This is a genomic window from Acinetobacter sp. P1332 (assembly GCF_044057475.1).
Lineage (GTDB): Bacteria > Pseudomonadota > Gammaproteobacteria > Pseudomonadales > Moraxellaceae > Acinetobacter > Acinetobacter johnsonii.
In genome coordinates this window covers 1,616,995-1,636,755 of record NZ_CP171157.1, presented here as the reverse complement: position 1 = coordinate 1,636,755, position 19,761 = coordinate 1,616,995, and the positions used below count along the sequence as shown (strand labels likewise).

The window sequence follows — 19,761 nt, the reverse complement described above, 5'->3', positions numbered from 1 at the left end:
CATTAATACTAAAGAGGACATAATTTCAGCAAGTCAGATTGTTTGTAAAGCAGAAGTCTAACCAACAATGCTACGAATAACTGCAAAATAGAGCACTAAGGCAATTACCCCCAATGCAATCATAATGGCGAAAGCCCCAACACCATTTTCTGCATCTGCAGGGTGTGCAGGATCGTCATCTGCAATACGTCTTAGCTCTCCATTGTATGTTTCATAAAAATCAGCCCGTTGATTTTCATCAAGCTGACGTGTGAAATCATAAACTCGTTTACGTTGTGCCAAACAAAAATCACCAAGATGAATTTCTTGATGAAAAACTGCTTCATCTAATAGTGTTCGGTGATATTGCGCCAACGCTACAATTTGAGAAACAGTTGGAGGCATATCAAAATCAAAACCGTCTAATGTATTTGTCATGTTATTCTCCTTATAAAATACAGTTTCCTGTTTTATTATCATATTCAATCTTTTGATTGTTCATTGTTTAATCATGTAAACAAAATAAGATGAAGAATACTCGACAATATATTTGACAATTCCAGCAATTTGTAATAAATATTTAACATTAGCGTGATATTTATATCTAAAGGTAAAAATACCTTTAAGTGATCATAATTAGAATAAGGAGCTTAATATGATTCAACAAATCTCTCATCATGACTTAGAACATGCGTATGCGGATGCAGTAAACACCATTCAATCACAAATGAACTTCGTAGAAGCAGTACAACAGTTAGAAAGCGTTGCACGCGCTGGACACGGTAAAGCAGCACTATTTTTGGCAGAACTTTATTATCAAGGTTTCCGCGTAGAACGTGACTCGCTGAAAGCACAATACTGGCAACAGCTTGCCACCATGAAAGCATAATAAAACGTCACCTAGGTGGCGTTTTTTTTGAACCTAACATTTTGATATGACATATTTATTTACATAGTTATGCAAAGCTTACACTGAACTTTCATCTTAATTATTTAAAATAGCGTCATGTTCCTTAATGACATAACGCTATGTACAAAATTTTGAAACTACAACCGATTTCAAATCATTTATATTTAAAAATCAATATTCTAAGAGGCATGATGTACTGCGGTATTCTTTGGGGGCTTTACAACGCTGAACAGCAAGGCTGGGCGATGACCTCAGATCACGATGACTATGTTTTTCCTTTTTGGCTCAATGGTTTACACGCACACCAATATGCTCAATTGCACTGGCCAAACTATATTCCTAAAAAAATCACGCCGCAGGATTTCCAGAGCGCATTACTGCCTACTCTGTCACGTTTAAAAGTCACACCAGCGCTATGTAACGGAACAAAGCGCATGAAGCTCAGCACGTCTCAAATGCGCCACTTTTTCTTCAATGACCGTATTCTGTCGCCAGCTTAAGGCTCATTAAGAACAATAAGACGTAATTAACTTGTTATTTTATTGAGAGCTATGACTGTAAAGTATTTGCTTTTTTTTTAAATCGCGCTAATTTAAATATAAAACAATAACCACAACCGAGGATATGCCCTATGACCAATGTTGCTCAAGTATTAAAAGATAAAGTACATCAAGCAATCTACACCATCAGCCCTGAAGCCACGGTTCTTGAAGCAATTTCACTTATGGCAGATAAAGGCATTGGTGCGCTTGTGGTTACACAAGAAGAACGCGTTGTAGGTATATTGTCCGAACGTGACTACATGCGCAAAGTCATGTTGATGGAACGTACTTCAAAACAAACCACAGTCAATGAAATTATGACAGCAAAGGTACTGACCGTAACAACAGCAGTTACGGTTGAAGAATGTTTAGACCTGATGACAGACCGCCACCTTCGTCATTTGCCTGTTGTTGAGCAAGATAAATTATTGGGACTCATTTCTATTGGTGACTTGGTGAAAGCGGCAATGGATGATCAAAAGAAACTGATTGAGCAACTACAACAGTATATTTCAGGTTAAGTTTTAATTTTTACGTGTACAATCATGAACTTATACTCAGCATTGGCTACTAATGATAAAAAATAAAGCCGAAACCATATAAAAATCCCTGCACTAAGCAGGGATTTTTATATGTAAATATGAAAGGCTTAAAACTTAGTTCAGACCTAATTTTGCAGCGACATAGTCTGCATCTTTGTCGCCACGACCAGATACATTCACCACAATTTTAATATCTTTGGCCAACTTTGGAGCTTCACGAAGTGCCCATGCTACGGCATGTGAACTTTCAAGTGCGGGGACAATCCCTTCAACACGTGACAACCGCATAAATGCATCCAAGCACTCTTGATCAGTCGCAGTGGTGTATTCAACACGGCCTAAATCTTTCAGCAGACTATGCTGAGGCCCGACGCCAGGATAGTCTAGACCTGAAGCAATCGAATGTACTGGTAACGGTTCACCTTGATCATTTTCAAGTACATAACACGCCATACCATGAATCTGACTTGGTTTACCTAAAGTTAAGGTTGCCGAGTGCATGTCGGTATCTAGACCATGACCTGCTGGTTCGACACCAATCAATTTCACATCAGCATCGTTCAAAAATGCGGTGAAAGCCCCCATAGCATTTGAACCGCCACCGACACATGCAACCACATAATCTGGGTTCGCACCAAAGCGCTCATGGGTTTGTTCTTTAATTTCTTTACCAATAATCGACTGGAAGTCTCGCACCATCATTGGAAATGGATGTGGCCCAACAACCGAACCAATAGCATAGATATAATTGGTTGGATCTTTTAAATACTCGTCAAAAGCACTGTCCACAGCATCTTTCAGCGTTGCAGTACCACGTGTCACTGAAATGAGTGTTGCTCCAAGGATTTTCATTTTGACAACATTGGGATGTTCTTTTTCAATATCCACCTGCCCCATATGAATTTCACATGGAATCCCGACCAAAGCACAAGCTGTTGCTAATGCAACGCCGTGTTGGCCTGCACCTGTTTCTGCAATCACTTTGGTTTTACCCATATATTTTGCAAGCAGCGCTTCACCCAAACAGTGATTAATTTTATGTGCGCCTGTGTGGTTTAAGTCTTCACGTTTAAGATAAATCTGTGCCCCGCCCAACTGTTCAGATAACCGTTTTGCATAAAACAACGGACTTGGACGACCAACATAGTGTGCAAACAGTTCAGCAAGTTCAGTTTGAAATTCTTCTGTTACACGAATTTGCTCGTAAGCGACTTTAATGTCATCCATTGCCGCTTTTAAGTGAGGTGGAATAAACTGACCACCATATTTCCCAAAAAAGCCCGCTTCATTAGGCAAAGCAATACCATTAATTTGATGATCCATTTTTTATGATCCTTATTCTTAAAATGTGCTTTCTTTCCAGCTTTATCGTGCTAAATACTTGGTCATATCCTCAACGCCTTTGAGGGTCATTGGGTACATATGGTCTTCAAAAATTTGCTTAATCAAACCAATCGTATGAGTGTAATGCCAATAACGATCTTCTTCTGGGTTCAACCATGCTGTTTTTTCAAAATGATTGCGTAAACGCTGTAGCCAGACATTGCCTGCTTCATCATTCATATATTCAACCGAACCACCCACAGAATTGAGTTCATAAGGTGCCATAGAAGCATCCCCAACCACAATTACACGATAGTCGCGTCCATAGGTATTGAATAAATCCCACGTATTCATACGGGTACTTGAGCGACGTACATTGTCTTTCCAAACATAGTCATACAAACAGTTATGGAAATAGAAATACTCTAAGGTTTTAAACTCAGTTTTCGCTGCACTAAACAGTTTTTCGCATTGTGCAATGTGTGAATCCATCGATCCACCCACATCAAACAACATCAGCACCTTAATACGATTACGACGTTCAGGCACGAGCTGCACATCGAGTATGCCTTGCTTCGCGGTTTCACGAATTGTACCGTCGATGTCTAACTCTTCAGCCGCACCTTGTCTGGCAAATTTACGTAAACGACGCAATGCCATCTGCATTTGGCGCGTTCCGAGAATTTGATCATCATCCAAATTCTGATATTTACGTTGTTCCCAAACTTTTACAGCAGAACGTTTACGTCCTGGCCCACCAATACGCACCCCTTCAGGATGATCACCATAAGCACCAAATGGAGACGTTCCTCCAGTGCCGATCATCTTGTTTCCACCCTGATGTTTCTTATGCTGCTCGCGCAAACGTTCTTCCAGCATTTTCATGAGTTCTTCTAATGAACCGGCTTTCTTTAATTCTTCACGCTGCTCAGGAGTTAGATGCTTTTCTAAGAGCTCTAAATCAAACCAGTCTTTCGGTAAATTTTGAACTTTATTCAGTAAATCATCTAAATCAAAAGTTGAAATCCCATCAAAATAGTCCTTCATGCCTCGGTCAAATTTGTCAAAGAAGCGTTCATCTTTCACCATAATAGTTTTGGCGAGTTGATAGAACTCTTCTTGATCGGCAAAGACCAAGCCTGAAGCAACAGCTTCATTCAGGTCAATCAGTTCACGCGTCGAGACGGGAACACCGTATTTGCGTAAGGTATAAAACAAGCGCACAAACATGCGTGTCTCTCCTTTAGCGACGCGACATAAAGGCTAAACGCTCAAGCAACTGTACATCTTGTTCGTTTTTAATGAGTGCGCCATATAAAGGTGGAATGGCTTTAGACTTATCATGATTACGCAGTACATCTTCTGGCATATCATCAGCCATGAGCAAGCTTAACCAGTCAATCAATTCAGAAGTTGATGGTGGTTTTTTTAGACCCGGAACTTGACGTAATTTGAAGAAAACTTGTAATGCTTCATTGACCAATGCCGTTGAAATTTGCGGAAAATGAACATCAATAATTTCACGCATAGTTGCATCATCTGGAAATTCAATATAATGGAAGAAACAACGACGCAAGAATGCATCAGGAAGTTCTTTTTCATTATTTGAAGTAATAATCACAATAGGACGTTGTGATGCAGTAATAGTTTCGCCCGTCTCATAGACATAGAAAGACATCTTATCCAATTCATGCAACAAGTCGTTTGGAAACTCAATGTCCGCCTTATCAATTTCATCAATCAATAAAACACAACGTTCTTCACTGGTGAATGCTTCCCACAACTTACCCGGTTTAATATAGTTTTTAATGTCATAAACACGGTCGTCACCCAGTTGGCTGTCACGTAGACGTGAAACTGCATCATACTCATATAAACCTTGCTGGGCTTTTGTGGTTGACTTGATGTGCCAAGTCAATAATTTTAAGCCTAAGCTTTCAGCCACTTGTTCAGCCAGTAAAGTTTTGCCCGTACCCGGCTCACCTTTGACCAACAAAGGCTTTTGTAAGCTACGTGCAGCTTTTACAGCAAGTTTTAAACTATCGGTAGCGATGTACTGATCTGTACCCGTAAATTGTTGTGTTTCAACAGACATGATTAAACCTTATTTTTATTAATTACAGCGGTGAATGATTGTTACTGACAACTGCTTTGGTTTTATTAGCCACATATTTTGACCAAAAGAAACCGATCACAAGCCCCACACCCATGACAAAGAGAATCAGTGACAAATTTGACCAAATGAGTGCTGATTCTTTCGTTAACACACCGAAAAGCAAGCCAAAAATAGCCGGTGCAATCGATGAGTTTGGACCTTCGGAAACCGTTGGCGTCAATAAAATGGCAAAGATCATCATCCATGTGATGCCACCCAACAGCTTCGGCAGGCGTGTAGCAATGGAATACCAACACCACAAAATTAGCAAACTGCCCAAAAGGTAAACTGTGACAGCAATACTGTCTTCAGGAATTGAATCGAGCATTGAAAGAAAACTATCCACGGTGCAACTCCTGAATTATGCTTTATGCGCCACGAAGGCCTTCTGGTGCCGCAGCGTTCGGATTGATTAATCCTTCTGGCGGCATTTGTAGGAAGAAGCCCTGAGTTTGAATCGAATCCATGACATGCAATACATTTACACGGGCCAATTTACGCGCTTCACTCAGCTCTAACGACATCACAAAAGTCGCTCGACCAAATGCAACACGAACAGCTTCAGGTAAAACATTCAATGGGCTAAAATCTTCAGCGGCTTGATCAGCTTCAGTTGGACAAGCAATATAAAGATACATTTCATCTTTTTTGCTTGATTTATAAATAGAACATTGCATATCTAAAACAGCACTCAAATAACTCAAGCCACAGGATACATCAAATAAAAGCAGCTGACATTAGTCATGATTAACGCATTAGTCGTGATTTTGTATAAATATTCAAACTTCAGACCAATTGACTAATTATTAATCCATGACTTTCATTTGCGTTGAAAGATAGCTTTCATCACGGCGTAGGAGTTGAATTAAAGGTTGGGTTAACAAATCATAGCGCCAACCTAATAAATAATCAGGCAAGTCTTGCTCATCATTATGAAAAACCACATGTTGATGCAGCGCGTTCATCCACTTTTTGCGCATCAACACTTCTTTAGGAATGCTGGTTTCATTGACCACATTTTGAATTAAGTGATCAATCTTCTCCCCCACATCTTTTGAAGAATGACGGATCGGACGTGCCATACGTAGTGGCCAATCTGCTTGCTCAGGCAAGAATTTCACCAAATCTAAAATGGTTTTACCGTGCTCGCGGACGACGTTTTGACGTATGTCTTTTACACCCGATAACTGAAAAGCATTTTTTGGATTTTTCTCAACCAAATCAATCATGCTTGAGTTTTTCAAAATGAAACTACGTGGTGTATTTAGCGCTTTCACCATGTGCTCACGCCATACAGCCAACTGCTGCAACTGCATTAACTGACGACGTGAATGTCGATAGTTACCAATATCTTGATAGAGTAAATGCAAAGGCGTTTCTGTCGCGATCTCTTGCGTCAGATGCTGACAGTCCTCAAGTGCAAAATTTAAGAGTGACTTTGAATCTAGTTCTTGTTTAACTTTTTCTGAGAGATTCATCAAGTACAGCACATCGTTTGCCGCATAGCTCAGTTGTGCAGGGCTCAATGGACGCGCCAACCAGTTTGAGCGGGTTTCCCCTTTATCGATATCGACATCCAACATTTGTTTCAGTGCATTTTGATAGCTCACTTGTAGACCATGTCCTAAGAAAGACATACCCACTTGGGTATCAAATACATTGTTTAAGGTTTTATGCTGTGCATAGTGATAAATCAGGTCGATATCTTCACTACATGCATGAAAGACATTTTGCTGTGCACGAAAAAGTTTATTCCAAAATTCAGATAAATCGAGTGTCGTACCATCGAGTAAATAGACATTGTTTTCGACATTGATTTGAAATACGCCTAACTTTGGCCATAAGGTATCGACTTTGATGAATTCTGTATCGAGTCCATAGACTTCGTTACGATCCATTTTTTCTAAGACTGGTGTTAAGTCTTGTTGCTGCTGAATAAACTGAAACATATCCTACTGCGTCTAATGCTAGATGCTCTTTGGGCTATCTTACCTGAATAAGATCATTTAGCTATCAAGATTTCTAAGGGTTTTTTAATTATTTGCCGTTTTTTGTGATTTTTTTATACAACTAGATTCAAATTAATATTTTTTTTATCTTACTCAAGATTTCAATCTTGTAGCTCAACTAAAAAATGAAACAAGTATCGAAATACTTATTTCATTCGCATTCTGTTATGTACAGCTTGGCTTAAGGTATGACTATCGACATATTCAAGTTCGCCACCCTGTGGTACGCCTTGTGCAATACGCGTCATTTGGATCGGTAAATGTTTCGTCGCCTCAACCAAATAATGCGCTGTGGCCTGACCTTCTACCGTTGCATTGGTCGCCAAAATCACTTCTGTTACTTTACCATCGCCTAAACGCTGGATTAGATAAGGAATGCCGATCTCTTCAGGCCCAATACCATCAAGTGGAGATAAATGCCCACCCAATACATGGTACTTACCGCGGAAACTGCCACTTTGCTCAATCGCCATCACATCTGCGGGAGACTCAACCACACAAAGGAGTTGATCGTCACGTTCATGCGAGATGCAAATATCACAAACTTCGTTTTCAGTCAGTGAGTGACACAAAATGCATTCGTGAATATAGCTGGTGGCTTCGTTTAAAGCATGTGCAAGACCCACAGCCCCTTCACGATTTTTCATAATCAGATGAAGCGCCATGCGCTGAGCCGATTTCGGCCCAACACTTGGCAAAATACGTAAAGCTTGTACCAGTTGATCAAAACGATCGCTAAACACTATACGTATTCCTTAATTAGAATAAACCAGCAAGACCCGGTGGTAAGCCTGCACCTGAGTTCGCAGCTTTCATCCGCTCTTCAGTGATTACTTCGGCCTGACGTGCAGCATCATTCATTGCCGCAGCAATTAAGTCTTCAATCATATCTGCATCATCTTGCAATAATTCAGGATTGATTTCGATACGTTTTACCACATTGCGGCAAGTCATCGTCACTTTAACCAAACCACCACCAGCTTCAGCATGCACTTCAGTTTGCGCAAGCTCTTCTTTGGCTTTTTTAATGTTGCTTTCCATGTCTTTTTGCATGCGTTGAGCTTGCTGCATTAACATATTAATGTTCATTAAAATCTCCGAACATAAAATTAAAAAATTAGATTAAGTCTAAACCACGTGTGATATCGCGAATAATATCATCAATATCTTCTAAACCAACAGAAACACGAATTAAACCTTCACGAATTCCTGCGGCTTGTTTCGCTTCTGGTGAAAGTTTGCCATGGGTAGTCGTTGCAGGATGGGTAATGGTCGATTTGGCATCGCCCAAGTTACCTGTAATTGAAATAAACTGAGTATTGTCAATAACAGTCCATGCCCCTTCGCGCTCGCCTTTCACTTCAAAAGAAACGATCCCACCAAAGCCTGTTTGTTGCTTCGCTGCAAGTTCATGCCCAATATGCTCTGGTAAACCTGCGTAATACACTTTTTCGACTTTCGGGTGTGTATTTAAGAATTCTGCTAGCTTTTGCGCACTTGCTGAATGCTCACGCATACGTAAACGTAGAGTCTCTAAGCCTTTTAAGAATACCCATGCATTGAAAGGACTCATTGAAGGCCCTGTAGTACGCACATAACCAAATACTTCTTCGAGTAGTTTATAACTACCCACTACTGCACCACCAAGAGCACGACCTTGACCGTCCAAATACTTCGTCGCTGAATAAATCACCAAGTCCGCACCAAACTCAATTGGACGCTGCAAAACGGGTGTACAGAAACTATTATCAATCGCTAAAAGTGCGCCATTGGCATGTGCGATATCAGCAAGTGCTTGAACGTCTGCCACTTCAGCCAAAGGATTCGACGGAGACTCAACAAAGAGCAATTTAGTTTCAGGCTTAACGGCATTTTTCCATGCATCTAAATCTGTTAAATCGACAAAGTCGACAGTTACACCAAACTTAGCCACATATTTTTCAAACAAAGATACGGTCGAACCAAATACCGCACGTGAACAAATCACATGATCGCCCAGTTTTAAAAATGACATTGCCACGGCCATAATTGCGGCCATACCCGAACTGGTTGCCACTGCACGTTCTGCACCTTCTAAAGCTGCAAGGCGTTTTTCAAACATTGCAACAGTTGGGTTGGTAAAACGCGAGTAGATGTTCCCTGGCTCTTGACCTGAAAATTTTGCTGCGGCCTCTGCTGCATTTTCATAGACAAATGATGAAGTTAGAAAGATAGGTTCGCCATGTTCTCCCTCGAAACTACGCGTATGCCCAGTACGAATGGCTAAGGTATCTAATTGGTATTCAAATTCGTCTTGTAGGCTCATGGCTCTGGTTCAGTCGACAGACTGCCTTTGTAAAGAATTGCCAACATTTTGAGCGTCTAGGCTATTTAAGGTCAAGGTAAAATACGCGAATATTGATTAGACTTCGATCAAACTTTCTGCTTATTTGAGATCTAAGACCTATATGCACGCTTTAAAAACTAAAATTTCAATACATCAAAATAAATTAAAGAATCTTTCTACGCGCATTTTTAATGGAAAGTCACTCATTTTGTCGCAAAGCACGGCTTATGAAGTGATTGAAACATTTGATCTGACCCAAATTCGCTATTACGCGCCTGAAGTGCGTAAATATAAAGAACCCTTAGTTTTTGTGGTCCCGCTAGCCATCAATATGTCTATTTACGACCTTTATCCTTATCGCTCGCTGGTGAAGTACTTCCAACAGCAAGGCTTTGCCGTATATGTGATTGATTGGGGGAAATTAAATATTCATAACCGTCATTTTAACTTTCTGACGTTTATTGATCATTATATTCCACTCTGTATACAAAGCATTTTAAAACATAGTGATAGCGAGCAAATTTCCCTGCATGGCTGGAGTATGGCTGGCATTTTCGTGACCTTGTATACCGCCTTACATCAACCCAATTTTGTGAAAAATTTAATGGTTTTAGGGAGTCCAATAGACAGTTATAAATCTGGGCGAAATGGCCAGTTCTTTGCATATCTCAATCGAATCATTTCAAAAAGCAAAGCATTACAACAACAAATTTATCAGGGCAAAATACCGAAGCGTCTGCTTCATACCTCTGGAGGGTTAAATACTTTTGGTTTTAAAATCATTGATCCTATCGGCTGGTTTCAAAGTCATAAGAATCTACTGCTTAATTTAGATGACCATGAAGCCTTGTATGAACATGCCACCATCGGCGGTTTTCTCAATCGTATGATTGATTATCCCGGAGGCATCAATCAAGACATGCTTTTTAATGTTTGGCTGCGTAATCCACTCAAAACTGGACTAATCACATTAAATGAGAAAAGCATTGCTTTAAAAAATATACAGTGCTCATTGCTTGTGGCTGCGGGCACAACAGACCAACTTGTTACAGCAGAGGCAGCTCAACCATTAACCCAATTGACAAGTAGCACCGATGTCACGTTTACTCTTATCCCAGGGGGACATTTAGGACTGATGTCGAGTAAGCGTAGTGCCGATGAATTTTGGCCACAACTGGCTCAGTGGTTAAGTGAACGTTCAAGTAAAATTTAAATACTAAGGTTTGACATGATTCAGTCAGTTGCATTTATCGGTCTAGGCGCCATGGGTTATCGCATGGCATCACACTTACCTAAACACTTTGAACACGTGTGGGTATGGAATCGCAATTTTGATAAAGCAAAACAACATGCAGAAGCCTATGGCACGCAGGCAGTGGAACTTGCGCAAGCCGTTCAGGCCGATGTAGTCTTCTCTTGCCTTCCAACCAGTCAAGATATTGAAGACTTACTTGCGCAAGTTGAGCTTAAAGCAGGCAGTATTTGGGTCGATTGCACCAGCGGTGTACCCTCTTCTGCAAAAAAAGTAGCTGAACAACTTAAACAACATGGTGTGGACTTTTTAGATGCACCTGTGAGTGGTCAAACTATTGGCGCTGATAATGCAACCCTTACGGTTATGATCGGTGGTGATACAGCTGCTTTTGAACGCGCATTACCAGCCATTCAAGCGTTTGGTAAACTGATTAAACACGTGGGCGAATCGGGTGCTGGTTTTGCAGTTAAAGCCGTAAACAATATGCTTTTGGCTGTGAACCTCTGTGCTGTTGCCGAAGGGTTTACCACCCTAAAAGCCCATGGCGTAAACTTAAACGAAGCATTAGATTGCATTAATGCGTCTAGTGGTAAAAGTGGCGTAACTGAAACTGTTTTACCACAGCGCATTCTCAACCGCAGCTTCCCGCTTACTTTTGCACTCCCTCTATTAGCAAAAGATACGGGCATTGCCGTTGATTTAGTCCGCGAAGCAAAACTATCCGCACCTGTGATTGGACTGGCTCAAAGTTTAATTCAAACTGCTAGTGATTTATCTGAAGCAGACAGCGATTTTTCTTCAGCAGTTAAACTATATGAGTCATGGAGCAAAATTACTTTAGAGTAATGCTTATCATAGTCAGTCATACTTTAACTTTAATCATAAGTTAAGCTATTCCGATGGCCGAACAAAAAGCCTCATAAAGAGGCTTTTTGTATATTTCTAATTTTATTGACATTTTTATTCATTAAGTGTCTGACTACATATTTAAAAGCCATACGTTGTATCGGACTAAGTTCTTGTTGGTGCATATTATAAAAATCATCTGGGCTAGCAAATAAACCGAAATCTTGATTAATCCCCTTGTCTTGGATAAAAGTATCATTCAAATTCCAATCGATAGGTGGATTTTCAAAGTTCTCGGTAAATACCCCAAAACCACAAAAAATTTTTGTTTGATGCTTATTTATACTTTGTAATTTTTCTAGATAAAGTCGATCAAGAATTACACCCTCCAAAATATACCATTGTCCATTCACATGAACTTCGACCCAACTATGCAAAATATTCTTGGGCGATAACTTATACCAAATGCCTTTGATTGCACCTTTTTGTAAGGCTTTATCGATGGTAAACCCATGTATCCGAGTGGCTTCAACCACCGCTCGGAGTAACGCCATCAATAACGTTGCTTTGGTATTACACTGACCATAACCGTCGCTTAAGACTTGAGATGCCTGTATCGTATCTCCCGTGTTATAGCCAAATTGAACTTCATCACGAACAAAGTTATAAATATTCCTCACCTTATTAACTTCATCAAGATCTCTCCATTTGCGCTGTTCAATCAAATTTTGAATCGATGGATGGTAATAATCTAAAATCGGCGTCTGTTCTAATAGCCTTAGCATACTCAGCTCTCCAATAATGAATAACTTAAAAAAACTCATTGCTAATCGTAAAAAATTCCTGAAATAGAATTTGAGATGAGGCGAATATTAAAGGTTAAAAAAGCTGACGCACCGAAGCACTGTGGCCCTCTCAATGAAATCTAAAAATATTAGAGCCTAAGAAAAGTTGTAAAAAATAGACTAAATTACATAAAAAACTTAAATATCCATTTCTATCCACCATCTTAAAAGCTATTGATATATATAAATTTTATGTATTATATGCAGCAATTATGAAGTAAAATTACAATTGAGTAAGAACTCACCATTGAATAAACAGAACAAACCCCTATAAAGTAATAGTGTGACTACATACAATGTTACAAACTGAGGAAATTCTCATGAAAAAGTTGACTGTAGCGGTTTTTGCCAGTCTTGCAACATTAATCGGGGCGCAAAGTTTTGCGGCATCACCTGAGCAAGAGTGTCAAAAATTAAAAGATGATCATGATGTCATTTATGCATCTAAAGGTTTCTGTTTTAAGGACCCTGAAGCGAAAGCAAAATTTGGCAATGATAATTGCTACACCACTAAACCGAAATTCTCTGAAAAAGAGCAACAACGTCTTGACGCGATTAAAGAACGTCAAAAAGAATTAAACTGTAAGTAAATCAGTTTAAGCGAAACTTAAGGAATAGACATGGCTTACGATGAGCAAAACATTTTTGCACGAATTTTACGTGGTGAACTTCCAGCCATTAAAGTATATGAAGATGACCAAGTTCTTGCATTCATGGATATTATGCCTCAAGCAGACGGTCATACTTTAGTCATACCCAAAACACCTGCAGTAACTTTACTCGACCTCCCTGCCGATGCTGCTGCCTACACCATTCAAGTGGTACAAAAAGTAGCAAAAGCCATTGAAGTCGGTTTGGATGCCCAAGGCATTGTCCTCATGCAACTGTCTGGAGCTGCTGCTGGGCAAACCGTTCCCCATGTACATTTCCACCTCATTCCGAGTTCGGTACATGAGCTAGGTAAGCATGCGTTGCAAATGGGTGATCAAGAAAAAATCAAAGCACAAGCAGAAAAAATTCGCGCTGCTTTGTAATTCCATCCATTCAATCAAGGAGCTTCGGCTCCTTTTTTAGGTCTAAAAATAAATAAGATCAATAATCTAAGTTCTCAAAATCAAGCTTAACAATTTATCGCGGAAATGCATTTGACATTGACTTGTTTAATATTTTTGTAATATTCCCTTAATATTAATGACTTATTTGTAATCAATAATGAGCGCCAAGAGACAGAAGTCTGATGAATAAAAAGACGACTGAATAACCTTTTATAGACGAATCAACAAAAAGTCTTTCTTGGAGCTACACATGAAAAAAACACTTTGCGCATTAGCAGTTGGGGCAACTTTACTTACACCAGCTTTAGCGATGGCTGCTGACGTAAAAATTTATGGCCGTGCGCATGTTTCTTTAGACTATCTAGATGATGGCGCTGACTATAACGAAGTTGGAATCTCTTCAAACTCTTCACGCTTAGGCTTCAAGGCTGAACAAGAGCTTGAAAATGGCATGACTGTATTCGGCCAAATTGAACAAGAAATCAATTTCGCAAGCGGTTCATCAAATAGCGACCTTGAGTTTGCAACACGAGATACTTTTGTAGGCTTAAAAGGTGACTTCGGTCAAGCACGTGTGGGTCGTTTTGACAGCCCATTCAAGGCTGCACGCGGTCCAATCAACTTCTTTGGCGACATGGTTGGTGACGTACGTAACGTAACACGTGTAGGTAACTTGAAGTTTGATGAGCGTAATGCAAATACTATCGAATATAAATCACCTAAATTTGGTAATGGCTTCAATGTATTAGGTGCACTTTCTTTACATGAAGCAAATAGCCCAGATGCAACAAAAGATGGTGCTAAAGACAAAGATAAAGCTTATGACTTAGCTTTAACCTATAAAGAAGGTAACGTCGACTTCGCTGCTGCATACGAACACTATGAAGAAGAAGCAACTAGCGGTGAGCGTGATGGTTTCCGTATCGCTGGCGCATACAAAATCACCCCTGACTTTAACTTAGGTGGCATGTACCAATTCCTACAACATGACAACTCTACAGTTACTCCTGATGCACAAGTCTTTGGTGTAGCGGGTGAATACAAGTTTGCTCCAAAAACTTTAGTACGTGGTGAAGTATTCTACCGTGATGTCGATGCAGATGATGCAAACTCAACATTACTCGCTGTTGGCCTTGAGCACCGCCTAGACAAAGCAGTTCGTTTATACGGTAACTTGGCAACGGTTATTAATGATGACAAATCAAACCTAACCCCTTGGAAAGAAGGCCGTACAAACAGCGTAAGCGGTGTAGCGGGTGAAAACAGTCTTGGTCTTTCTCTAGGAATGCGTTACGACTTCTAAGTTAGCGCTCCCCTAAAAATTAAAAAACACGCTTCGGCGTGTTTTTTAATCTAGAATTTCAAGTAATAAAAAAGCCATTCTAGGATGGCTTTTTTATTGTGAATTTAGCGTTTTAAAAAACCCGAAACCAAGTTCAATACCTGTTGGATATCCGCGTTGGCTTCTTGAGGATTGGTTTGTCCTGCTTGCGGGGTGAGTGAATCAATAATTTGCGGTAATACTTGTGAAATAGCACTATATACATCTTGTTTAGGTGCATTCGCTTGCTCTGCAACTTGCTCCACCGCGGCATCATCAAACAAGTTTTGCACTTGCTCTGGATTTACACTGGCATTTTCTCCTGGCCCTGTTGAAACCCAGTCCTCGACCTGACTGCTTAAACCCTGTCCTTTGAGTTTATCTAAAGCTGCTTGCAAACCACCTTGCTGTTGAATCCATGCCAAAATCAAAGGCAATACCGCAATCAATAAACTTTTCCCACCGCCTGCAAATCCTGAGTTCTGCGAGTTTGGCATCTGTTGTGACTGTCCACCAGTCAAACCGCCCAACACCGAACCTAAAATATCGCCCAGACCACCCTGTTGTGTTTGGCCTGTACCACCCGCCCCGAGTTGTCCAAGCACCGAACCCAAAATTCCACCCAAACCACTTTGTTGGTTTGACTGTTGCTGACCGCCCATGGCCTGCTTTGCTAAAATTTCTATAATATTATTCAGGTTCGTCATCACTTTATCCTTTCTAGGTTTTTTAAACAGCATACGATGTTTAAAAAAACCCTATAGAAATAAATTGTTAATTTTTGCTATGAATGGAAAAATACAGTCGCAGTCAAATCACCAACGGAATTTATTCCAGTTTTCAGGATTCGCCCAAAACTTTGAATTAAACCAGTCAGGCACATGCTTATAGGTCAAAATATTAAATTGCCATAAAGCAAAGTCTTTACCATGCGTCGTTTTATCGATTAGTTGAGTAAAACCTAAAGCACGAAGTAGTTGTTCATCCTGCAATTGACTCACCACCACAATACGCTTTGCCATCAAATCTCTTAAACGCACCAATAGTTGTGATTTTTGTTGTGAGCTTATATTTTGCATTTCTGCCGTATCAAAAAGCACAAAACCTAAATCATAGCGCTGGGTAAAAGGCAGACTTAAAAAGTCAGATACGCTAAAATATTGCCATTGAATAGATTGATGATGATTTGGGCTGAGATCCTGCCCAATGCACAATGCAGTTGAAATAGGCTGTTCTTGAGATAAATCGTCTAGCATAGAAGTAATGACGTTCAGTTCAGCCATAACCGCATCCTTAATATTGAGTGAGTAATTCTGTATGGAACTTCAAGGCATTTGCCATAAAATGCATGCAGGTCTTAAGGACCTTAGTGTAACTGATCAACATACACACAAGGCAAATGTTGAATATAAATTTATCCTAGATCGTTCAGAAGTTGACCTTCCTTTTAACTTGGGTCAAGAAATCGAGATAGAATGGACTGGTAAAATCTTCTGTGTTTCATGTGGTGCTAAAACATCTAAATCGTTTTCACAAGGCCATTGCTTCAAGTGCTTTAAAACCAAAGCCTCTTGTGACATGTGCATCATGAAACCTGAAACCTGTCACTACCACTTAGGCACCTGCCGAGAAGACAGCTTCGCGCATGAAGTTTGCTTTCAGCCTCATATTGTTTATTTAGCCAACTCAAGTGCCCTAAAAGTTGGGATTACAAGGATTAGCCAAATGCCAACCCGTTGGCTCGATCAAGGTGCAACCCAAGCCCTTCCAATTATGAAAGTCGGTTCGCGCCGTCTTTCAGGCCAGCTCGAAATTATGTTTGGCACACAAGTGGCAGACAAAACCGATTGGCGCAAATTACTCAAAGGCGAAGCTGAACCACTCGACTTGATTGAAGTTCGCGAACAACTCATCGAAGAATTTGCACCTAAAATCCAAACCATTCGTGAGGAATTTAGTCAAAATCTTGAATTCAATGAAACAGTTGACCTTTTGGAAACTGAACTGCCACGCGAGTTTGTTTATCCAGTTGAGCAATATCCTGAGAAAATTAAATCCCACAATCTGGATAAAACCCCAGTTATTCGCGGTAAGTTACAAGGGATTAAAGGTCAGTACCTGATTTTAGATACGGGTGTGATTAATATTCGTAAATATTCAGGTTATGAGCTCAAAATCCGTGCCTAAAGCTACTTACCCTTAAGTAGAATTTGACTATCTCTATACATAAAAAAACCTGCACGAATGCAGGTTTTTTTATAGCGTGCGATTATTTAATTTTCGCATGTGCTTTTAAGTATTGCACATAATCTTCAGCTTCTTGCTGACCACGAAGTTGTTGATATAACTTCGAAAGCTCAGCCAACTGCTCATCCGTCAATGCACTAGACGTCGTCTTGTTTACGTTTGATACCGCGACCACCACCATTTCTGTTGGCAATAATGCTGTTGTTACAGACCACTGTCCTGCTTTTGGTGCCGCTTGGCTAAACGCCGCACGCTCAACTGCACGCGGTAAACCTTGTGAACGAATAAACACTTGCGGTGCAGTAAAGGCTAAGCCACTCTTGGCAACAACTGATGCTGCTGGTTGAGTTTTAAAGTCTTTTAAACTTTGAGCAATTTTGGCTTTAGCAGCATCATAAGCTTTTTGTTCAACCAATTTTGCTTTCACACGTGGTGTTGCTTCTTGAAGAGTTTGGACACCTGCCGCATGATAATCACGTACTTTTGCCCAAACCACATCCCCATTCGGAAGTTGAATGCTGCTGGTCGCGTTACGATCACCGTTTTTAACGTCATCATTAAACAGTTTCACTTTTACCGCGGCATTACTTAATACAGGATGCTGTGTAGATAAGGTCATGCCTTTTACAGTTTGAACTTGTACACCTTTAACTTCTTGAGACACCACGTCTAAAGCATCTGAGTCTACAACCAGTTCATTTAAACTGTTTACAGTATCAGAGAATGCATTGGCTGTTTTATTCTTCTGAACTTCCTCAGTCAAACGTGCTTTTTCATTTTCAAAAGATGGCAACTTCACAGCTGGTGCATCAGTTTCAATGACATGGTAACCAAATTCAGTTTTTACAGGCACTGACACTTGACCCGATTTAAGCGATGCTACAGCTTGGTCAAAAGCATCACCAAAAGTGCCTTTGTTATAAACGGCTAAAGCACCACCATTCGCTTTAGATGCAGTATCTTCAGAGTATTGAGCCGCAGCTGCAGCAAAGCTTGTGCCTGCTTTAATTTTTGCAACAACTTCTTCTGCACGTTTTTTTGCTTCAGCATCTGTACGTGCATCCGTTGTAATCAGAATATGTTTAACCAAAGGCGCAACATTATCTTTTTGTGCTTCAACAAACTGTGTATAGGCTTGCTGCAACTCCGCATCTGTAACAGGTGAAGCAGCAGCCGGCACATTGGCTGGTGTTAACAACACATAGTCAACATCTACACTTGCCACTTGTTTAAACATGGTTGGGTGTTGCTTGTAATAGTTTTCAATCTCTTGTGCTGAAACCTTGACGTTCTTTTTATATTCATCAAGATTTACATTGGCAAACTGCACAGTACGCTGTTCTGTTTGTAAGTTAGCGATTTGTTGAATATCTAGTTTACTCACCAATGCATAATCAACAAAAGTCGAACGCATCATTTTTAATGCATGGTCTTGACGTAAGTTTGCAACGAGCGCATCACTACTCATACCCACAGACTGCAAATAGCTTGAATAACGCGTTTCTGAAAATTTTCCATTTTCTTGAAAACTTGGCTGTTGAGCAATCATCTGTTCAATTTGAGTATCACTAAGTGAAATGCCCAGCTTTTCAGCCTGTTGCAATAACAAAGTATTTGCGATCAGTTGGTCCATCGCTTTATCTTTGATAAAGCTTTGGTTCAGTAAAGTTTCATCCCCATTGGCATAAGCTAAGAATTGTTCTTTAAAGGAAGCGGTTAAGGTCTCTAATTCCTTTTCAGAAATATCTTGGCCATTGACTGATTTCACAGCGTCTTTTGATCCGCTACTAAAATATCCTTCAATACCTACAAGTGCTAAAGGGGTCAAAAACAAAATGAGCAAAGCCTTGCCCAACCAACCCTTAATAACTTTACGAAAAGATTCCATAAGTATTCCAATATTTTATTTGCCCGAGATTTTAACTGAAAAGCAGCAATGAATGAATGTGTTATCGACACATTTTCTAATGTTTAATAAAAAACGCGCCGAAAAGGCGCGTTTAGTATTTATTTAAAAGATTAAGCAACTGAATCTTTTAAACCTTTACCAGCTTTGAAGCTTGGTACTTTGCTTGCTTTAATTTCTAAAGTAGCACCAGTTTGTGGGTTACGGCCAGTACGTGCAGCACGTTCTTTCACATTGAAAGTACCAAAACCAACAAGTGTAACTGTATCACCAGACTTAAGCGCTTCAGTGATTGAAGCAATTGTAGCGTCTAAGGCCTTACCAGCATCAGTCTTAGACAATCCCCCTTTCTCTGCAATTGCATCAATTAATTCTGATTTATTCATGTGGATCGCGTCCTCTTAATATCGTTTATTTAAGGTCCAAAAATTTAGTATAAATTACCGTAACGCCTTTATAGCAATGCTTTAGGTGAAAACGCAATACTCTGTATATGCTTT

The 19,761-nt window shown here is 40.0% G+C and carries 24 protein-coding genes; 9 read left to right on the top strand and 15 right to left on the bottom strand.

Translation table 11 applies throughout. From position 1 onward, the window contains the following. Window positions 1-57: 57 nt before the first annotated feature. Entirely contained in the window at window positions 58-417 is a 360-nt protein-coding gene (locus tag ACFN7Z_RS08060) for a hypothetical protein (protein ID WP_004697078.1), read from the bottom strand. Between the two features lie 217 nt (window positions 418-634). Here ACFN7Z_RS08060 and ACFN7Z_RS08055 point away from each other — a divergent pair, with 217 nt between their 5' ends. The 3 genes from ACFN7Z_RS08055 (at window position 635) to ACFN7Z_RS08045 (ending at window position 1,952) form a co-directional block, all read left to right on the top strand. Then, window positions 635-868, top strand: a complete 234-nt coding sequence (locus ACFN7Z_RS08055) for a hypothetical protein (RefSeq protein ID WP_004697075.1) — start codon at window positions 635-637, stop codon at window positions 866-868. Window positions 869-1,008: 140 nt separating this feature from the next. Beyond that, window positions 1,009-1,389, top strand: a complete 381-nt coding sequence (locus tag ACFN7Z_RS08050; protein ID WP_004984635.1) for a DUF2750 domain-containing protein — start codon at window positions 1,009-1,011, stop codon at window positions 1,387-1,389. A gap of 131 nt (window positions 1,390-1,520) precedes the next feature. Continuing rightward, window positions 1,521-1,952 (top strand): CBS domain-containing protein, encoded by a 432-nt coding sequence (locus ACFN7Z_RS08045; RefSeq protein WP_010326774.1) that lies wholly within the window; start codon window positions 1,521-1,523, stop codon window positions 1,950-1,952. A 135-nt stretch (window positions 1,953-2,087) separates the two neighbouring features. Here ACFN7Z_RS08045 and trpB read toward each other — a convergent pair whose 3' ends face one another. From trpB to ACFN7Z_RS08000, 9 genes are all read right to left on the bottom strand, one after another. Further along, window positions 2,088-3,296: a tryptophan synthase subunit beta gene (trpB, locus tag ACFN7Z_RS08040; RefSeq protein WP_010326775.1), complete on the bottom strand. Its 1,209-nt coding sequence runs from the start codon at window positions 3,294-3,296 to the stop codon at window positions 2,088-2,090. A gap of 42 nt (window positions 3,297-3,338) precedes the next feature. Next, window positions 3,339-4,526: a VWA domain-containing protein gene (locus ACFN7Z_RS08035; RefSeq protein ID WP_063454280.1), complete on the bottom strand. Its 1,188-nt coding sequence runs from the start codon at window positions 4,524-4,526 to the stop codon at window positions 3,339-3,341. A 13-nt stretch (window positions 4,527-4,539) separates the two neighbouring features. Then, window positions 4,540-5,391: a MoxR family ATPase gene (locus ACFN7Z_RS08030; RefSeq protein ID WP_004697065.1), complete on the bottom strand. Its 852-nt coding sequence runs from the start codon at window positions 5,389-5,391 to the stop codon at window positions 4,540-4,542. Between the two features lie 22 nt (window positions 5,392-5,413). After that, complete coding sequence (locus tag ACFN7Z_RS08025; RefSeq protein ID WP_004697064.1) at window positions 5,414-5,797, bottom strand: hypothetical protein; 384 nt, start codon at window positions 5,795-5,797, stop codon at window positions 5,414-5,416. Between the two features lie 22 nt (window positions 5,798-5,819). Continuing rightward, window positions 5,820-6,128, bottom strand: coding sequence for a YcgL domain-containing protein (locus ACFN7Z_RS08020; RefSeq protein WP_004984643.1), 309 nt, complete (start codon window positions 6,126-6,128; stop codon window positions 5,820-5,822). Window positions 6,129-6,257: 129 nt separating this feature from the next. Beyond that, complete coding sequence (locus tag ACFN7Z_RS08015; RefSeq protein ID WP_010326777.1) at window positions 6,258-7,400, bottom strand: HRDC domain-containing protein; 1,143 nt, start codon at window positions 7,398-7,400, stop codon at window positions 6,258-6,260. 206 nt (window positions 7,401-7,606) lie between these two features. Beyond that, window positions 7,607-8,203 (bottom strand): recombination mediator RecR, encoded by a 597-nt coding sequence (gene recR, locus ACFN7Z_RS08010; RefSeq protein WP_395442662.1) that lies wholly within the window; start codon window positions 8,201-8,203, stop codon window positions 7,607-7,609. A gap of 16 nt (window positions 8,204-8,219) precedes the next feature. Next, window positions 8,220-8,549: a YbaB/EbfC family nucleoid-associated protein gene (locus tag ACFN7Z_RS08005; protein ID WP_004697049.1), complete on the bottom strand. Its 330-nt coding sequence runs from the start codon at window positions 8,547-8,549 to the stop codon at window positions 8,220-8,222. 28 nt (window positions 8,550-8,577) lie between these two features. Continuing rightward, window positions 8,578-9,765 carry an O-succinylhomoserine sulfhydrylase gene (locus tag ACFN7Z_RS08000; RefSeq protein ID WP_010326779.1) on the bottom strand — a complete coding sequence of 396 codons (1,188 nt, stop codon included), beginning with the start codon at window positions 9,763-9,765 and terminating at the stop codon, window positions 8,578-8,580. Between the two features lie 142 nt (window positions 9,766-9,907). On the opposite strand from ACFN7Z_RS08000, the gene ACFN7Z_RS07995 reads away from it, so the two are divergent. Both ACFN7Z_RS07995 and ACFN7Z_RS07990 read left to right on the top strand, forming a co-directional pair. Further along, entirely contained in the window at window positions 9,908-10,999 is a 1,092-nt protein-coding gene (locus tag ACFN7Z_RS07995) for an alpha/beta fold hydrolase (protein ID WP_010326780.1), read from the top strand. A gap of 15 nt (window positions 11,000-11,014) precedes the next feature. Further along, a complete protein-coding gene (locus ACFN7Z_RS07990) occupies window positions 11,015-11,887 on the top strand; it encodes an NAD(P)-dependent oxidoreductase (RefSeq protein ID WP_010326781.1) in 873 nt (290 codons plus the stop codon). Window positions 11,888-11,958: 71 nt separating this feature from the next. Here ACFN7Z_RS07990 and ACFN7Z_RS07985 read toward each other — a convergent pair whose 3' ends face one another. Next, window positions 11,959-12,672 carry a transglutaminase family protein gene (locus tag ACFN7Z_RS07985; RefSeq protein WP_029575034.1) on the bottom strand — a complete coding sequence of 238 codons (714 nt, stop codon included), beginning with the start codon at window positions 12,670-12,672 and terminating at the stop codon, window positions 11,959-11,961. Between the two features lie 380 nt (window positions 12,673-13,052). On the opposite strand from ACFN7Z_RS07985, the gene ACFN7Z_RS07980 reads away from it, so the two are divergent. The 3 genes from ACFN7Z_RS07980 to ACFN7Z_RS07970 all read left to right on the top strand — a co-directional run bounded on the left by ACFN7Z_RS07980 (window position 13,053) and on the right by ACFN7Z_RS07970 (window position 15,090). Continuing rightward, a complete protein-coding gene (locus ACFN7Z_RS07980) occupies window positions 13,053-13,322 on the top strand; it encodes a YARHG domain-containing protein (protein WP_004697032.1) in 270 nt (89 codons plus the stop codon). A 30-nt stretch (window positions 13,323-13,352) separates the two neighbouring features. Next, entirely contained in the window at window positions 13,353-13,766 is a 414-nt protein-coding gene (locus ACFN7Z_RS07975) for an HIT family protein (protein WP_004697031.1), read from the top strand. 271 nt (window positions 13,767-14,037) lie between these two features. Next, window positions 14,038-15,090, top strand: coding sequence for a porin (locus ACFN7Z_RS07970; protein ID WP_010326783.1), 1,053 nt, complete (start codon window positions 14,038-14,040; stop codon window positions 15,088-15,090). Between the two features lie 104 nt (window positions 15,091-15,194). Here the strand turns inward: ACFN7Z_RS07970 and ACFN7Z_RS07965 are convergent, their stop codons facing one another. Both ACFN7Z_RS07965 and ACFN7Z_RS07960 read right to left on the bottom strand, forming a co-directional pair. After that, window positions 15,195-15,815, bottom strand: a complete 621-nt coding sequence (locus tag ACFN7Z_RS07965) for a YidB family protein (RefSeq protein ID WP_010326784.1) — start codon at window positions 15,813-15,815, stop codon at window positions 15,195-15,197. 108 nt (window positions 15,816-15,923) lie between these two features. Continuing rightward, a complete protein-coding gene (locus ACFN7Z_RS07960; RefSeq protein ID WP_004697025.1) occupies window positions 15,924-16,391 on the bottom strand; it encodes a DUF6231 family protein in 468 nt (155 codons plus the stop codon). 34 nt (window positions 16,392-16,425) lie between these two features. On the opposite strand from ACFN7Z_RS07960, the gene ACFN7Z_RS07955 reads away from it, so the two are divergent. Continuing rightward, entirely contained in the window at window positions 16,426-17,295 is an 870-nt protein-coding gene (locus ACFN7Z_RS07955; RefSeq protein ID WP_010326785.1) for a DUF2797 domain-containing protein, read from the top strand. Between the two features lie 82 nt (window positions 17,296-17,377). On the opposite strand, the gene ACFN7Z_RS07950 is transcribed toward ACFN7Z_RS07955, so the two are convergent. Together ACFN7Z_RS07950 and ACFN7Z_RS07945 are read right to left on the bottom strand one after the other, a co-directional pair. Beyond that, window positions 17,378-19,243, bottom strand: coding sequence for a SurA N-terminal domain-containing protein (locus ACFN7Z_RS07950; protein WP_010326786.1), 1,866 nt, complete (start codon window positions 19,241-19,243; stop codon window positions 17,378-17,380). Window positions 19,244-19,374: 131 nt separating this feature from the next. Next, window positions 19,375-19,647 (bottom strand): HU family DNA-binding protein, encoded by a 273-nt coding sequence (locus tag ACFN7Z_RS07945; protein ID WP_004697018.1) that lies wholly within the window; start codon window positions 19,645-19,647, stop codon window positions 19,375-19,377. Between the last annotated feature and the right edge of the window lie 114 nt (window positions 19,648-19,761).

Excerpts from the sequence above, each read along its gene's own strand:
- ACFN7Z_RS08060 (WP_004697078.1), bottom strand. The coding sequence starts at position 417 with ATGACAAATACATTAGACGGTTTTGATTTTGATATGCCTCCAACTGTT.
- ACFN7Z_RS08055 (WP_004697075.1), top strand. The coding sequence starts at position 635 with ATGATTCAACAAATCTCTCATCATGACTTAGAACATGCGTATGCGGAT.
- ACFN7Z_RS08050 (WP_004984635.1), top strand. The coding sequence starts at position 1,009 with ATGTACAAAATTTTGAAACTACAACCGATTTCAAATCATTTATATTTA.
- ACFN7Z_RS08045 (WP_010326774.1), top strand. The coding sequence starts at position 1,521 with ATGACCAATGTTGCTCAAGTATTAAAAGATAAAGTACATCAAGCAATC.
- trpB (WP_010326775.1), bottom strand. The coding sequence starts at position 3,296 with ATGGATCATCAAATTAATGGTATTGCTTTGCCTAATGAAGCGGGCTTT.
- ACFN7Z_RS08035 (WP_063454280.1), bottom strand. The coding sequence starts at position 4,526 with ATGTTTGTGCGCTTGTTTTATACCTTACGCAAATACGGTGTTCCCGTC.
- ACFN7Z_RS08030 (WP_004697065.1), bottom strand. The coding sequence starts at position 5,391 with ATGTCTGTTGAAACACAACAATTTACGGGTACAGATCAGTACATCGCT.
- ACFN7Z_RS08020 (WP_004984643.1), bottom strand. The coding sequence starts at position 6,128 with ATGCAATGTTCTATTTATAAATCAAGCAAAAAAGATGAAATGTATCTT.
- ACFN7Z_RS08015 (WP_010326777.1), bottom strand. The coding sequence starts at position 7,400 with ATGTTTCAGTTTATTCAGCAGCAACAAGACTTAACACCAGTCTTAGAA.
- ACFN7Z_RS08005 (WP_004697049.1), bottom strand. The coding sequence starts at position 8,549 with ATGAACATTAATATGTTAATGCAGCAAGCTCAACGCATGCAAAAAGAC.
- ACFN7Z_RS08000 (WP_010326779.1), bottom strand. The coding sequence starts at position 9,765 with ATGAGCCTACAAGACGAATTTGAATACCAATTAGATACCTTAGCCATT.
- ACFN7Z_RS07995 (WP_010326780.1), top strand. The coding sequence starts at position 9,908 with ATGCACGCTTTAAAAACTAAAATTTCAATACATCAAAATAAATTAAAG.
- ACFN7Z_RS07990 (WP_010326781.1), top strand. The coding sequence starts at position 11,015 with ATGATTCAGTCAGTTGCATTTATCGGTCTAGGCGCCATGGGTTATCGC.
- ACFN7Z_RS07985 (WP_029575034.1), bottom strand. The coding sequence starts at position 12,672 with ATGCTAAGGCTATTAGAACAGACGCCGATTTTAGATTATTACCATCCA.
- ACFN7Z_RS07980 (WP_004697032.1), top strand. The coding sequence starts at position 13,053 with ATGAAAAAGTTGACTGTAGCGGTTTTTGCCAGTCTTGCAACATTAATC.
- ACFN7Z_RS07975 (WP_004697031.1), top strand. The coding sequence starts at position 13,353 with ATGGCTTACGATGAGCAAAACATTTTTGCACGAATTTTACGTGGTGAA.
- ACFN7Z_RS07970 (WP_010326783.1), top strand. The coding sequence starts at position 14,038 with ATGAAAAAAACACTTTGCGCATTAGCAGTTGGGGCAACTTTACTTACA.
- ACFN7Z_RS07965 (WP_010326784.1), bottom strand. The coding sequence starts at position 15,815 with ATGACGAACCTGAATAATATTATAGAAATTTTAGCAAAGCAGGCCATG.
- ACFN7Z_RS07960 (WP_004697025.1), bottom strand. The coding sequence starts at position 16,391 with ATGGCTGAACTGAACGTCATTACTTCTATGCTAGACGATTTATCTCAA.
- ACFN7Z_RS07955 (WP_010326785.1), top strand. The coding sequence starts at position 16,426 with ATGGAACTTCAAGGCATTTGCCATAAAATGCATGCAGGTCTTAAGGAC.
- ACFN7Z_RS07950 (WP_010326786.1), bottom strand. The coding sequence starts at position 19,243 with ATGGAATCTTTTCGTAAAGTTATTAAGGGTTGGTTGGGCAAGGCTTTG.
- ACFN7Z_RS07945 (WP_004697018.1), bottom strand. The coding sequence starts at position 19,647 with ATGAATAAATCAGAATTAATTGATGCAATTGCAGAGAAAGGGGGATTG.